The sequence below is a fragment of the Burkholderia territorii genome (genome assembly GCF_001718335.1).
Taxonomy (GTDB): Bacteria; Pseudomonadota; Gammaproteobacteria; order Burkholderiales; family Burkholderiaceae; genus Burkholderia; species Burkholderia territorii.
Genome location: NZ_CP013366.1, coordinates 3055880 through 3068880, shown reverse-complemented (window position 1 = coordinate 3068880; position 13001 = coordinate 3055880). Strand labels below are relative to the sequence as shown.

Genomic DNA, 13001 nt, shown 5'->3' with positions numbered 1-13001 from the left:
GCATGCATGCTGCGCGCGTCAGTGCCGGCCCTGGCACACGGGGCAGTCGGCCTGGCGCGCGATCTTCATCGTCGTCCATTCCATCCGCAGCGAGTCGAGCATCATCAGGCGGCCGTTGAGCGTCGTGCCGATCGCGCCGATCACGCGCAGCGCCTCGGCGGCCTGCATCGCACCGATGATGCCGACCGTCGGCGCGAACACGCCCATCGTCGCGCACGCGACTTCCTCGAACGGTTGATCCTCCGGAAACACGCATGCATAGCAGGGCGCGGCCGGGTCGCGGAAGTCGAACGTACTGATCTGGCCGTCGAAGCGCAGCGCGGCGCCCGACACGAGCGGCACGCCGTGCGCGACGCACGCGCGATTGATCGCATGGCGCGTCGCGAAGTTGTCGGTGCAGTCGAGCACGACGGTCGCACGCGGCACATGTTCGTCCAGCCACGCATCGTCCGCGCGCGCCGCGACGGCATGCACGGTCACTTCGGGGTTCAGCTGCGCGAGCGTGTCGCGCCCCGATTCGACCTTGCTGCGGCCGACCGATGCGCTCACGTGGAGGATCTGCCGCTGCAGGTTCGTGAGGTCGACCGTGTCGGCGTCGACCAGCGTGATCGTGCCGACGCCCGATGCCGCGAGATACATCGCGGCAGGCGAGCCGAGCCCGCCGGCGCCGACGACGATCGCATGCGCGTCGAGAAAGCGCTGCTGCGCCTCGATGCCGATTTCGTCGACGAGGATGTGGCGGGAGTAGCGAAGGAGTTGATCGTCGTTCATGGGGAAGTCGTGAGCGGGGCGCAAGCGTGGGCGTATCGATCCATTCTAGGCGCACATGAAAAACGGGCCATCGCGGTCTTCCCGCGATGGCCCGTCGGATGCCGGCCGGCGCTTACTGCGGCGCCGACGCGGCCTTCGGTGCGGCCGCCTTCGCGCCCGACGCCTTCGCGGCGGACGCGGCCTTCGCTGCCGGGCTCTTCGCCGTGCTCTCGGCGAGCAGCGACTTCGACTCCTGCACCGGCTTGCCCTCGAGCTTGTTGAGCGCCTGCTGCATCATGAAGTCGTCGGTGCTGCCGAACTCGATCGGCTTGCGATCGCGGTCCTTCTGGCGCTGCTCCGGCGTCTTCTTGTCGTTCTGCTCCTCGAGGACGCGCAGCTGATCCATCCGGCGCTGCTCGCGCTCTTCCTGTTCCTTCTTCTCGTTCGGATCCTGCGTGTTCGCGAGGTGGTTCGTGTAGTCGACTTCGCGCGTCACGAGCACGTCGTCCGGATCGCCGTCCGCGTACTGATCGACCGGCACGTCGGGTGTGATGCCCTTGTTCTGGATCGAACGGCCGCTCGGCGTGTAATAGTAGGCCGTCGTCAGGCGCAGCGCGGTGTCCGCCGTCATCGGACGGACCGTCTGCACCGAGCCCTTGCCGAACGTCGTCTTGCCCATGATCTGCGCGCGCTTCGAATCCTGCAGCGCGCCGGCGACGATTTCCGACGCGGACGCCGAATACGCGTTCGTCAGCACGACCATCGGCACGGTCTTGAAGATCGGCGGCAGGCTCTTCAGCGGATCGCCGTCGAAGGACGGCAGGCGGTAGTTGTCGTAGGTATCGCGGTAGACCTGCTTCGAATCCGGAATCTGGCCGTTGGTCGACACGACGACGGAGTCGGGCGGCAGGAACGCGCCGGCGACGCCGACCGCGCTCTGCAGCAGGCCGCCGCCGTTGTTGCGCAGGTCGAGGATCAGGCCCTTCAGGTTCGGCTGCTGGCGTGCGATGTCCTGCAGCTTCGCGGCGAGATCGGGCGTCGTGCGCTCCTGGAAGCTCGTGATCCGGATGTAGGCGTAGCCCGGGTCGAGCAGCTTCATCTTCACGCTCTGGACCCGGATGATCGCGCGCGTGACCGTGACCGGGAACGTGCGGTCGTCGCTCTTGCGGAAGATCGTCAGCGTGACCTTGGTGCCCGGCTCGCCGCGCATCTGCTTGACGGCCTTGTCGAGCGTCATGCCGCGCACCGGCTTGTCGTTGATGCGGGTGATCAGGTCGCCCGGACGAATGCCGGCGCGGAACGCGGGCGTGTCTTCGATCGGGGAGATCACCTTGACGAGGCCGTCTTCCTGCGAGATCTCGATGCCGAGACCGGCGAAGCGACCCTTGGTCTGCTCCTGCAGTTCGTCATAGTCGGTCTTGTCGAGGAACGACGAATGCGGGTCGAGGCTCGATACCATGCCCTTGATCGCCGCCGTCAGCAGCTTCTTGTCGTCGACCGGCTCGACGTACTCGCGCTTGATCTGGCCGAACACCTCCGCGAACAGGCGGAGCTGGTCGAGGGGAAGCGGCGCCGTGGCGGTCTGCTCGGCCGATGCCGAAACCTGCAGCGTGGCGAATACGCCCGTGGCGAGGCCCGCGGCAATCAGGCCGATGTTCTTCAATTTCATTCGCATAGAGAGTCTGGTGCGGTCGGGAAGCGCGTGGCGGTAGCGGGGATGTAGCGGACAAGTATAACTGTTCGTCCGATTGCTCAGTGGAACGGTGCGAAATGGCCCCGGAGCCCTGGTTCCCGGCGGGGTGCCGCCGCGCGCGCAGCGGATTCGAAAGCCGATTCGACAGCACCGGGGCCGCGAAGGTTCGCGCCGCACGGCGGCGGCGCGGGCCGGGCAGCGCCGCGCGCGGCGGCATGCCCGGCCTCGCGGGGTTCAGCCCGCCTTGCCCTGCTTCGCGACGGCGGCCTGCGCCTTCGCGATCGCGTCCTGATCGCCCAGGTAGTAGTGCTGGATCGGCTTCAGGTTTTCGTCGAGTTCGTACACGAGCGGCACGCCGTTCGGGATGTTCAGGCCGACGATGTCGCTGTCCGAGATGCCGTCGAGGTACTTGATCAGCGCGCGCAGCGAGTTGCCGTGAGCGGCGATCAGCACCTGCTTGCCCGCACGGATGGCCGGCGCGATCGATTCGTTCCACAGCGGCAGCACGCGCGCGACCGTGTCCTTCAGGCACTCGGTGAGCGGCAGTTGCTCGCGCGGCACCTTCGCGTAGCGCGGGTCGTTGAACGGCGCGCGTTCGTCGGTCGGCTCGAGCGCCGGCGGCGGCGTGTCGTAGCTGCGGCGCCACACGAGCACCTGGTCGTCGCCGAACTTGGCGGCCGTTTCCGCCTTGTTCAGGCCCGACAGCGCGCCGTAGTGGCGCTCGTTCAGACGCCACGAATGGACGACCGGCAGATACATCAGGTCCATCTTGTCCTGCACGTGCCACAGCGTGCGGATCGCGCGCTTGAGCACCGACGTGTACGCGATGTCGAACGTGTAGCCAGCCTCCTTGAGCAGTTCGCCGGCCTGGTAGGCCTCGTTGCGACCCTGTTCGGTCAGGTCGACGTCGACCCAGCCGGTGAAGCGGTTTTCCTTGTTCCACGTCGATTCGCCGTGGCGGATGAGAACGAGTTTGTACATGGATCTTGCGGTCGGTAGTGATAGGGAAGCGGGGCGCGTCGCGCGGCACCCGTTCCGGGTCCGCCATCGCGCAAGACGGTTATTTTATAATGGCGGGATTGTCCTTTTCCGATTTCTCTTTTTCCGGCGGCTTTCCGTGACGTTCTTTACCAATTACACGAACCTGGCCCTTATCGCGATCCTGCTGGTTTCCGGCGGCCTGCTCGCATGGCCGGCGCTGCGCCGCGGCCGCGGCGGCCTGTCGGCCGCGGAGGCCACGCAGCTCATCAATCGCCGCAACGCGGTCGTGATCGACCTGCGCGCGCCGTCCGACTTCGCCGCCGGCCACCTGCCGTCCGCGCGCCAGGTCGCCGCCGGCGAGATCGGCGCGAAAATTGCGCAGGTCGCGAAGAACAAGAGCACGCCCGTGCTGCTCGTCTGCCAGAATGGCCAGCAGTCGCAGAAGGCGGCGCGCGAGGTCGAGGCGGCGGGCTATGCCGAGGTGCACGTGCTCGAGGGCGGCGTCGCCGCCTGGCAGCAGGCCGGGATGCCGGTCGTCAAACAAGGAGTGGCGAAGTGAGCAAGGTTTTGATGTACAGCACGCAGGTGTGTCCGTATTGCATTCAGGCCGAGCGCCTGCTGAAGCTGCGCGGCGTCGAGCAGATCGAAAAGGTGCTGATCGACCGCGATCCGGCTCGCCGTGAGGAAATGATGGCCCGCACGGGCCGTCGCACGGTGCCGCAGATCTACATCGGCGACACGCACGTCGGCGGTTACGACGATCTGTCGAAGCTCGACCGCGAAGGCGGGCTCTTGCCGCTTCTGCAAGCGGCCTGATTAGGGCAGAATGGCCGCCGGTCGCGCCGCGGCTCGAGCGCGCAGGATTCAACCGAGGCGGCCGGCGTGAAGCCGGCCGCCCCGTCACCACTTTTAGGGAAACACCATGTCCGACGTCGAAAACCAACCGTTCTTCAACATCCAGCGCGTCTACCTGAAGGATATGTCGCTCGAGCAGCCGAATTCGCCGGCAATCTTCCTCGAGCAGGACATGCCGTCGGTTGAAGTCGAAGTCGACGTCAAGGCCGAGCGTCTCGCGGAAAGCGTGTTCGAGGTCGTCGTGTCCGGTACCGTCACCGCGAAGGTGAAGGACAAGGTCGCGTTCCTGATCGAAGCGAAGCAGGCCGGCATTTTCGACATTCGCAACATTCCCGACGAACAGCTCGATCCGCTCGTGGGCATCGCGTGCCCGACGATCCTGTTCCCGTACCTGCGTTCGAACATCGCCGACGCGATCACGCGCGCGGGCTTCCCGCCGATCCACCTGGCGGAAATCAACTTCCAGGCGCTGTACGAGCAGCGTCTCGCGCAGCTCCAGCAGCAAGCCGGTGCGGCAGGCGCGGCGAATGGCGCGCCGAACGGCACGACGCTGAACTGACGTTTCACTCCGGACCGGTGCTGGGTATGAAAGTAGCCGTTCTCGGCGCCGGTGCCTGGGGCACCGCGCTCGCGGGCCATCTGGCCGCGCGGCACGATACGCTTCTCTGGGCGCGCGACGCCGCGCTGATCGCCGGGCTGCAGGCCCGGCATGAAAATTCCCGCTATCTGGACGGCATCGCGCTGCCCGATGCGCTGCGCTACGACGCCGATCTCGGCGCCGCGCTCGCGCACGGCGCCGCGCATGATGCGCTGTGCGTGATCGCCGCGCCGGTGGCCGGATTGCGCACGCTGTTCGGCGCGATGCGCGACGCAGGCTGCGTGCCTGCGCACATCGTGTGGGTCTGCAAGGGCTTCGAGGCCGACACGCATCTGCTGCCGCACCAGGTGATCGCGGCCGAATTGCCGGAGCAGCACAGCAACGGCGTGCTGTCGGGGCCGAGCTTCGCCCGCGAGGTCGGGCTCGCGCTGCCCGTCGCGCTGACGGTCGCAAGCACCTCCGCCGAGTGCCGCGAGCGCACGCTTGCCGCGTTCCATCACGGCGCGATGCGGATCTACACGGGCGACGACGTGGTCGGCGTCGAGGTCGGCGGCGCGGTGAAGAACGTGCTGGCGATCGCGACAGGCATCTCCGACGGCCTCGGGCTCGGGCTGAACGCGCGCGCCGCGCTGGTCACGCGCGGCCTCGCCGAAATGTCGCGCCTCGGCGTCGCGCTCGGCGGCCGCGCGGAAACCTTCACGGGCCTCACGGGCCTCGGCGACCTGATCCTCACCGCGACAGGCGACCTGTCGCGCAATCGCACGGTCGGGCTGCAACTGGCGGCCGGCCGCTCGCTGAACGACATCCTCGGCGCGCTCGGCCATGTGGCCGAGGGCGTGCGCTGCGCGCAGGCCGTGCTCGCGCTCGCGCGCAAGCAGGGTATCGAAATGCCGATCACCGAGGCCGTATGCGGCGTGCTGTTCGACGGCGTCGCCCCGCGCGATGCGGTCAGCGGCCTGCTGCGGCGCGACGCGCGCGCCGAATAAGCCAGCACCGACGAATTCCACCGATTCTGGCGGCCGAGCGCGCTCGCGCAACGCGGCCGGCGCCAAAGCGCGCTACGCTTGAACAGTCTCCGGCGTATCGGGAGGGTGTCATGCTGCAGATTGGTTCGACCACGTTCGACGCGCAACTCGTCGACATCACGACGCTCGACGTCGACGCGATCGTCAACGCCGCGAACGGTTCGCTGCTCGGCGGAGGCGGGGTCGACGGCGCGATCCATCGCGCGGCCGGCCCGGGCCTCTTGGCCGAGTGCCGCACGCTCGGCGGCTGCGAGACCGGCGACGCGAAGCTCACGCGCGGCCACCGGCTGCCCGCGAAGTACGTGATTCATGCGGTCGGCCCGGTATGGCACGGCGGCGGTCGCGGCGAACCCGAGTTGCTCGCGGCATGCTACCGGCGCGCGATCGAGCTGGCCGAGGAGGTTGCGGCGACGTCGATCGCATTCCCGGCAATCAGTTGCGGCGTGTATCGCTATCCGCCCGAGGAGGCCGTCGACATCGCCGTCGGCACGGTGGCCGAAATGCTGCCGCAGGCGCCGAATCTCGCACGCGTGGTATTCGCGTGCTTTTCATCCGACATCTACGACTTGTATCGCGCGCGGCTCGCGCGCAACTAGTGCTGCGCGGCCGGGTGGTGCTGGCGCGCGCGTCAGGCGCCGCCTTCGAAGCCTGCCTGGCGCCACGCCTCGAACACGACCACGGCCACGGTGTTCGACAGATTCAGGCTGCGGTTGCCCGGCCGCATCGGCAGGCGCACGCGCTGTTCGTTCGGGAAGCGCTCGAGCAATTCGGCCGGCAGGCCGCGCGTCTCGGAGCCGAACACGAACCAGTCGCCGGGCACGAATGCATGGTCGTGGAAGCGGCCCGAGCCGCGGGTCGTGAACGCGAACATTCGCGCGGGATCCGGTGCTTCGCTGGCGACGAATGCACCCCAGTCGGCGTGCACGCGCATTTCGGCGTACTCGTGATAGTCGAGGCCCGCGCGGCGCATCTTCGCGTCGTCGAGTGGAAAGCCGAGCGGCTCGATCAGATGCAGGCGCGCGCCGGTGTTGGCGCACAGGCGGATCACGTTGCCGGTGTTCGGCGGAATTTCAGGGGCGACGAGGACGACGTTGAACATGGTTGAGTCTGGCTGGGCCGGCCGGGGCGGAGCAGTGTGCATTCCGTCCCGGCCGGCCGGTTCGTGACGGCCGGCGCCGCTTGAGGGCGGGCGGCCTCTCTAACTAATTAATCCCTGGCGGTGCGCAGCGCAACCAGATTCGTCACGCGCGCGGCACCCGCCGTCTTCAATGCATTCGCGGCGGCCGCGAGCGTCGCACCGGACGTCATCACGTCGTCGACGAGCGCCACGTGGCGGCCGGTGAGATCGCCCGCCACCGAGAACGCCGCGTGCACGTTGTCGCGCCGCGCACGTCGGTCGAGCCGCGACTGCGGCGCGGTCTCGGCCACGCGGGCAAGCAGTGCCGCGTCGGCGCGCACGCCGAGCCGGCGGGCGAGCGGGCGCGCGATCGCCCACGCCTGGTTGTAGCCGCGCGCGACGAGCCGGCCGCGCGACAGCGGCACCGGCGCGATCACGTCGAAGCCGCCGGCGGCGCGCATCGCGTCCGTGTCGTCGACGCGCTGCGCGAGCCGAGCCGCGAATTCCGCCCCGAGCGCGAGCCGCGCGTGAAACTTCAGGCCGCGCGCGAGCCCGTCGAGCGGCGCGCGGTAATCGGCGAGCGCGAGCGTCGCATCGAACGGCGGCGGAGCCGCGCGGCATGCGTCACACCGGTACGTGGACGCGGACCCCGCGCCACCGCGCCGGCCGCGCGCACCGCGCGGCATCGTCTGCCCGGCGCCCAGCGGCATCGCGCACACATCGCAGCGCAGCCGCGCTTCGTTCCAGTACGCGGCATCGCAGTCGCTGCAAATCACCGTGTGTGACAAATTGCCGCACAGGGCGCACCGATTGGGCAACGCGAGCGCGACGACGCGCGCTGCCAGCGCACGAACCTGCGACAAAACGACGCGCATCGGGCGCGGGGCGAGACGGCTATCCATCGCGAACACTCCTGGCGTCCCCGTCTCGCTGAAGGCAGCGAGGCGAGCGAGTATACTTCGGGCTCTTCGCCAGTGTGCCCGACATGTCCCCAGCTTCGACTTCAACCGGCCGTCCGGCCAATGACGCCCGGCGTTTGCGGCGGATCTTCGATCGCCGCGCCGCCGCGTTCGACGCGGTCGCGTTCCTGCCGCGCGAGATCGCGCAGCGGATGAACGAGCGCCTCGAATACATCAAGGTGAGCCCCGCGGCCGTGCTCGACGCGGGCTGCGGTCCGGGCGACGACCTGCCGGCGTTGCGCGCACGCTTTCCCGAAGCGCCGGTGTTCGGCGTCGACCTGTCCGGCGCGATGCTCGCGCGGGCGGGTGAGCGCGAGGTCGAGCAGACGAGCTGGCGCCGCTGGCTGCCCGCGTCGCTCGGCCGGGCGCTGGGCCAGCGCGGCCCGCGCGTCGCGCAGGCCGACTTCTCGACGCTGCCGTTCGCGGCCGGCGCGTTCGACCTGATCTGGTCGAATCTCGCGCTGCACTGGCATTCCCGTCCCGATACGGTGTTCCCCGAATGGCAGCGCGTGCTGCGCGTGAATGGCCTGCTGATGTTCAGCACGCTCGGCCCCGACACGCTGCGCGAGTTGCGCGCGGCCTGCGCGGACGCCGAAGCGGCGCTCGGCATCGCTTCCCCCGCCGCGCGCGTCGTCGACTTCGTCGACATGCACGATCTCGGCGACATGCTCGTCGAGAGCGGCTTCGAGATCCCGGTGATGGACCAGGAAGTGCTGACCGTCACGTACAAGACCCCCGATTCCCTGCTCGCCGACGTGCGCCGCTGGGGCGCCTATCCGTTCGAGCGCGCAGTGCCCCAGCATGCGGGGCGGCGCTTTCGCGCGGCGCTCGGCGACGCGCTGGACGCGCGCCGGCGCGCGGACGGCACGATTCCGCTGACGTTCGAAGTGATCTACGGCCACGCGTGGAAGGCCGTGCCGCGCACGACCGCCGAGGGGCACGGGATCGTGCGCATCGAAGATATCGGAAAGGGGCGTCCGAAGAATCGGTAAAGCGGTAAAGAGGGGTTTTGTTATGTCTGAAATTAGCGGCGCAAAGCGGGGCCGAATTGATGTGAAAAACGGCCGGGAAGCTTGTGGCGCTTGGCTCGCGGGCCGATAGCCGCTTGCTTGTGGATGCCATTGAACCCGCCTATAATGCGTCAGCTTGTCGTCCCGGGGTCCCCGCAATACGGGCCGGCGAGTCCGATGCAGGCATGCATCGCATGCCATTCGCGTGAGGCGGCGATGGAAGCAGCGAGGGTTTTGGCGGAGACGACGAACGGTGAGCCGGTCCTCGAAGACTGGCTCATGAAACGCAACTGTTCGGTGTCGCCGCGCCAGTTCGTGCTGTTTTACGCGTCGCTCGCGAGCTTCTCGCTGGTGATCGCGGCATTGCTGATGTGGCGGGGGGCCTGGCTCGTCATGCCCTTCACTGGAATCGAATTGCTGGCGGTAGGCGTCGCGTTTGCGGTCTATGCCCGTCATGCGATCGATTACGAGCGCATCAGGCTGTTTCCGCATCGGCTCGTGATCGAGCGGATGGATGCGGAGCGGTTCACGCAGATCGAATTCAACCCGCGCTGGGTGCGGGTCGAGCCGGGTGCGACGCCACGCGATCCGATTCGACTGGTATCGCGCGGGCAGACCGTCGTAATCGGGCAGCATCTCGCGCAGCACAAGCGTGCGCAGTTCGCCGACGAACTGCGCGTGTCGCTCAGGCGCTGCGGCTGACGAAGCGCGGGCATCGGCCGAAACGGGCCGGCGGCTCGCGACGGGGGAGGGTTTGAATGGAAATTTTGGGTAAGGATGCTATGAAAACAATCAAGCGAGCCCTCACGGGCGTGCTGGCATGCAGCGGATTGCTCTTTGCCGGCGCTGCTCTGGCGGTCGGTGATAGCCCGGGCGGCCCCCGCGTCAACGAGATCAACTTTCAGCCGCCGGTCACGAAAATCGCCGAGGAGCTCTACGATCTCCACACGATGATGCTGATCCTGTGTACGGTGATCTTCGTCGGCGTGTTCGGCGTGATGTTCTATTCGATCTTCGCGCACCGCAAATCCAAGGGCCACAAGGCCGCCAATTTCCATGAAAGCACGACCGTCGAAATCATCTGGACGATCGTGCCGTTCATCATCGTCGTGCTGATGGCGCTGCCGGCCACGAAGGCCGTCGTCGCGATGAAGGACACGACCAACGCCGATCTCACGATCAAGGTCACCGGCTACCAGTGGAAGTGGGGCTACGACTACGTGAAGGGCCCGGGCGAGGGCATCAGCTTCCTGTCGACGCTCACCACCCCGCGTGACGAAGTGATGGGCAAGAAGGCGATCAGCGACACCTATCTGCAGGAAGTCGACAACCCGCTCGTCGTGCCGGTCAACAAGAAGATCCGCATCATCACGACCGCGAACGACGTCGTTCACTCGTGGTACGTGCCCGCGTTCGGCGTGAAGCAGGATGCGATCCCCGGCTTCGTGCGCGACACGTGGTTCAAGGCCGACAAGGTCGGCACGTTCCGCGGCTTCTGTACCGAACTGTGCGGCAAGGAACACGCGTTCATGCCGGTGGTGGTCGAAGTGCTGTCGGACGACGACTACGCGAAGTGGGTGAGCGCGCAGAAGGCGAAGCTGGCGAGCGCGTCGGTCGATCCGAACAAGGTTTACACGATGGCCGAACTCGTCGCGCACGGCGAGGAAGTCTACAAGGCGAACTGCGCGGCCTGCCACCAGGTGAACGGCAAGGGCCTCGGCGCATTCCCGGCGATGGACGGCAGCCAGATCGTGAACGGCCCGATCGCCGGTCACGTCGAGCGCGTGCTGCACGGCAAGGGTGCAATGCCGTCGTGGGCGTCGCTGTCGGACCTCGACATCGCATCGGTCATCACGTACGAGCGCAATTCGTGGGGCAACCACAAGAACGACCTGCTGCAGCCGAAGCAAGTGGCTGACGCGCGCAACGGCAAGATGCCGGAAGACGCGGCAGGTGCAGCGGCCCCGGCCGAAGCGGCTTCGGCGCCGGCGCAAGCCGCGTCGGGCGCGGAACCGGCGGCGGCATCGGCTGCGCTGTCGACGATCTACTTCGAGACGGGCAAGAGCGTGCTGCCGGCCGACGCGAAAGCGGCGATCGCCGCAGCGGCCGACTATGCGAAGGCACATCCGGACGCGAAGCTCGCGCTGTCGGGTTTCACCGACAAGACGGGCTCGGCCGACGCGAACGCCGAACTCGCCAAGCATCGCGCGCAGGCCGTGCGCGACGCGCTGAAGGCAGCAGGCGTGGCGGAAGACCACATTATTCTCAAAAAGCCGGAAACGATCACGGGCGGGGCTGACGCCAAGGAAGCCCGGCGGGTCGAGATCGGGCCGGCGGCTTGACGTGTCGCTGAGTTAGTCGACGTATTCGCATTAGGAGATTCTCATGTCTAGCATCGGGCACGACGTAGCCGCGGACCACGCGCACGACGACCACGCGCACGAAGCCCCGCACGGCTGGCGTCGCTGGCTGTTCGCCACCAACCACAAGGACATCGGTACGCTGTACCTGCTGTTCTCGTTCATCATGTTCCTGTCGGGCGGCGTGATGGCACTCGGCATCCGTGCCGAGCTGTTCGAGCCGGGCCTGCAGATCATGCGTCCGGAGTTCTTCAACGAACTCACGACGATGCACGGCCTGATCATGGTGTTCGGCGCGATCATGCCGGCGTTCGTCGGCTTCGCGAACTGGATGATTCCGCTGCAGATCGGCGCGTCCGACATGGCGTTCGCGCGGATGAACAACTTCAGCTTCTGGCTGCTGCCGGTCGCGGCCGTGCTGCTGGTCGGTTCGTTCTTCGCGCCGGGCGGCGCGACGGCCGCCGGCTGGACGCTGTACGCACCGCTGTCGACGCAGATGGGCCCGGGCATGGACTTCGCGATCTTCGCGGTCCACATCATGGGCGCTTCGTCGATCATGGGCGGGATCAACATCGTCGTGACGATCCTGAACATGCGCGCACCGGGCATGACGCTGATGAAGATGCCGATGTTCGCATGGACCTGGCTGATCACCGCGTACCTGCTGATCGCCGTGATGCCGGTCCTGGCGGGCGCGATCACGATGGTGCTGTTCGATCGCCACTTCGGCACGTCGTTCTTCAACGCGGCAGGCGGCGGCGACCCGGTGATGTACCAGCACATCTTCTGGTTCTTCGGCCACCCCGAGGTGTACATCATGATTCTGCCGGCGTTCGGGATCGTGTCGCAGGTGATCCCGGCGTTCGCACGCAAGACGCTGTTCGGCTACAGCTCGATGGTGTACGCGACGGCTTCGATCGCGATCCTGTCGTTCATGGTCTGGGCGCACCACATGTTCGCAACGGGCATGCCGGTCACCGGCCAGCTGTTCTTCATGTACGCGACGATGCTGATCGCGGTGCCGACGGGCGTGAAGGTGTTCAACTGGCTCGCGACGATGTGGCGCGGCTCGATGACGTTCGAAACCCCGATGCTGTTCGCGATCGGCTTCCTGTTCGTGTTCACGTTCGGCGGCCTGACGGGTCTGATGCTGGCGATGGCGCCGCTCGACATCCAGTACCACGGCACCTACTTCGTGGTCGCGCACTTCCACTACGTGCTGGTGGCCGGGTCGCTGTTCGCGCTGTTCGCGGGCTGGTACTACTGGGCGCCGAAGTGGACGGGCTGGATGTACAACGAGACGCGCGGCAAGATCCACTTCTGGGCGTCGATGATCTTCTTCAACCTGACGTTCTTCCCGATGCACTTCGTCGGTCTCGCGGGCATGCCGCGCCGCTATGCGGACTACCCGGCGCAGTTCACGGACTTCAACCAGGTGGCGACGATCGGCGCATTCGGCTTCGGCCTCGCGCAGGTGTACTTCCTGTTCGCGGTCGCGCTGCCGGCCTACCGTGGCGGCGGCGAGCTGGAAAAGGCGTCGGACAAGCCGTGGGATGGCGCGACGGGCCTCGAGTGGACGGTGCCGAGCCCGGCTCCGTTCCATACGTTCGAGCAACCGCCGCACGTCGAATAAGTTTCGCCCGGCGTTCCGCC

At 67.2% G+C, this 13001-nt stretch carries 14 protein-coding genes; 9 read left to right on the top strand and 5 right to left on the bottom strand.

Annotated elements, in window-relative coordinates; translation table 11 throughout:
- Positions 1–18: 18 nt before the first annotated feature.
- The 3 genes from WS51_RS24665 to gpmA all read right to left on the bottom strand — a co-directional run bounded on the left by WS51_RS24665 (position 19) and on the right by gpmA (position 3424).
- Positions 19–771, bottom strand: a complete 753-nt coding sequence (locus WS51_RS24665; protein WP_059451514.1) for a HesA/MoeB/ThiF family protein — start codon at positions 769–771, stop codon at positions 19–21.
- A gap of 112 nt (positions 772–883) precedes the next feature.
- A complete protein-coding gene (locus WS51_RS24660) occupies positions 884–2425 on the bottom strand; it encodes a S41 family peptidase (RefSeq protein WP_059451513.1) in 1542 nt (513 codons plus the stop codon).
- Between the two features lie 252 nt (positions 2426–2677).
- A complete protein-coding gene (gene gpmA, locus WS51_RS24655; protein WP_059507804.1) occupies positions 2678–3424 on the bottom strand; it encodes a 2,3-diphosphoglycerate-dependent phosphoglycerate mutase in 747 nt (248 codons plus the stop codon).
- A gap of 136 nt (positions 3425–3560) precedes the next feature.
- Between gpmA and WS51_RS24650 the strand changes: the two genes are divergently transcribed.
- From WS51_RS24650 to WS51_RS24630, 5 genes are all read left to right on the top strand, one after another.
- Positions 3561–3983 carry a rhodanese-like domain-containing protein gene (locus WS51_RS24650; RefSeq protein ID WP_040142128.1) on the top strand — a complete coding sequence of 141 codons (423 nt, stop codon included), beginning with the start codon at positions 3561–3563 and terminating at the stop codon, positions 3981–3983.
- Positions 3980–4240 carry a glutaredoxin 3 gene (gene grxC, locus WS51_RS24645; RefSeq protein ID WP_059451510.1) on the top strand — a complete coding sequence of 87 codons (261 nt, stop codon included), beginning with the start codon at positions 3980–3982 and terminating at the stop codon, positions 4238–4240. The genes WS51_RS24650 and grxC overlap by 4 nt, the downstream gene beginning before the upstream one ends.
- A 106-nt stretch (positions 4241–4346) precedes the next feature.
- Complete coding sequence (gene secB / locus WS51_RS24640; protein WP_059451509.1) at positions 4347–4838, top strand: protein-export chaperone SecB; 492 nt, start codon at positions 4347–4349, stop codon at positions 4836–4838.
- A gap of 26 nt (positions 4839–4864) precedes the next feature.
- Positions 4865–5863, top strand: a complete 999-nt coding sequence (locus tag WS51_RS24635) for an NAD(P)H-dependent glycerol-3-phosphate dehydrogenase (protein WP_059507803.1) — start codon at positions 4865–4867, stop codon at positions 5861–5863.
- Positions 5864–5973: 110 nt separating this feature from the next.
- Complete coding sequence (locus WS51_RS24630) at positions 5974–6498, top strand: O-acetyl-ADP-ribose deacetylase (protein WP_059451507.1); 525 nt, start codon at positions 5974–5976, stop codon at positions 6496–6498.
- 32 nt (positions 6499–6530) lie between these two features.
- On the opposite strand, the gene trmL is transcribed toward WS51_RS24630, so the two are convergent.
- The gene (gene trmL / locus WS51_RS24625; protein WP_069229884.1) at positions 6531–7001 is read right to left on the bottom strand and encodes a tRNA (uridine(34)/cytosine(34)/5-carboxymethylaminomethyluridine(34)-2'-O)-methyltransferase TrmL; all 471 of its coding nucleotides are present in this window, start codon (positions 6999–7001) and stop codon (positions 6531–6533) included.
- Between the two features lie 107 nt (positions 7002–7108).
- Positions 7109–7921, bottom strand: coding sequence for a ComF family protein (locus WS51_RS24620; RefSeq protein ID WP_060329840.1), 813 nt, complete (start codon positions 7919–7921; stop codon positions 7109–7111).
- An 83-nt stretch (positions 7922–8004) separates the two neighbouring features.
- On the opposite strand from WS51_RS24620, the gene WS51_RS24615 reads away from it, so the two are divergent.
- The 4 genes from WS51_RS24615 (at position 8005) to ctaD (ending at position 12981) form a co-directional block, all read left to right on the top strand.
- Complete coding sequence (locus WS51_RS24615; RefSeq protein WP_059507800.1) at positions 8005–8970, top strand: methyltransferase domain-containing protein; 966 nt, start codon at positions 8005–8007, stop codon at positions 8968–8970.
- 195 nt (positions 8971–9165) lie between these two features.
- Positions 9166–9690, top strand: a complete 525-nt coding sequence (locus WS51_RS24610; protein ID WP_059544961.1) for a DUF2244 domain-containing protein — start codon at positions 9166–9168, stop codon at positions 9688–9690.
- A 56-nt stretch (positions 9691–9746) separates the two neighbouring features.
- Entirely contained in the window at positions 9747–11330 is a 1584-nt protein-coding gene (coxB, locus tag WS51_RS24605) for a cytochrome c oxidase subunit II (protein WP_059544963.1), read from the top strand.
- Positions 11331–11373: 43 nt separating this feature from the next.
- On the top strand, positions 11374–12981 hold the full coding sequence (gene ctaD, locus WS51_RS24600) for a cytochrome c oxidase subunit I (RefSeq protein ID WP_059451501.1): 1608 nt from the start codon (positions 11374–11376) through the stop codon (positions 12979–12981).
- The last annotated feature ends 20 nt before the right edge of the window (positions 12982–13001 follow it).

What these genes read in the sequence shown, in the direction of transcription:
- WS51_RS24615 (WP_059507800.1), top strand. Translation starts at nt 8,005, where the DNA reads ATGTCCCCAGCTTCGACTTCAACCGGCCGTCCGGCCAATGACGCCCGG.
- WS51_RS24620 (WP_060329840.1), bottom strand. Translation starts at nt 7,921, where the DNA reads ATGGATAGCCGTCTCGCCCCGCGCCCGATGCGCGTCGTTTTGTCGCAG.
- WS51_RS24660 (WP_059451513.1), bottom strand. Translation starts at nt 2,425, where the DNA reads ATGCGAATGAAATTGAAGAACATCGGCCTGATTGCCGCGGGCCTCGCC.
- ctaD (WP_059451501.1), top strand. Translation starts at nt 11,374, where the DNA reads ATGTCTAGCATCGGGCACGACGTAGCCGCGGACCACGCGCACGACGAC.
- secB (WP_059451509.1), top strand. Translation starts at nt 4,347, where the DNA reads ATGTCCGACGTCGAAAACCAACCGTTCTTCAACATCCAGCGCGTCTAC.
- gpmA (WP_059507804.1), bottom strand. Translation starts at nt 3,424, where the DNA reads ATGTACAAACTCGTTCTCATCCGCCACGGCGAATCGACGTGGAACAAG.
- trmL (WP_069229884.1), bottom strand. Translation starts at nt 7,001, where the DNA reads ATGTTCAACGTCGTCCTCGTCGCCCCTGAAATTCCGCCGAACACCGGC.
- coxB (WP_059544963.1), top strand. Translation starts at nt 9,747, where the DNA reads ATGGAAATTTTGGGTAAGGATGCTATGAAAACAATCAAGCGAGCCCTC.
- WS51_RS24665 (WP_059451514.1), bottom strand. Translation starts at nt 771, where the DNA reads ATGAACGACGATCAACTCCTTCGCTACTCCCGCCACATCCTCGTCGAC.
- WS51_RS24630 (WP_059451507.1), top strand. Translation starts at nt 5,974, where the DNA reads ATGCTGCAGATTGGTTCGACCACGTTCGACGCGCAACTCGTCGACATC.
- WS51_RS24610 (WP_059544961.1), top strand. Translation starts at nt 9,166, where the DNA reads ATGCAGGCATGCATCGCATGCCATTCGCGTGAGGCGGCGATGGAAGCA.
- WS51_RS24635 (WP_059507803.1), top strand. Translation starts at nt 4,865, where the DNA reads ATGAAAGTAGCCGTTCTCGGCGCCGGTGCCTGGGGCACCGCGCTCGCG.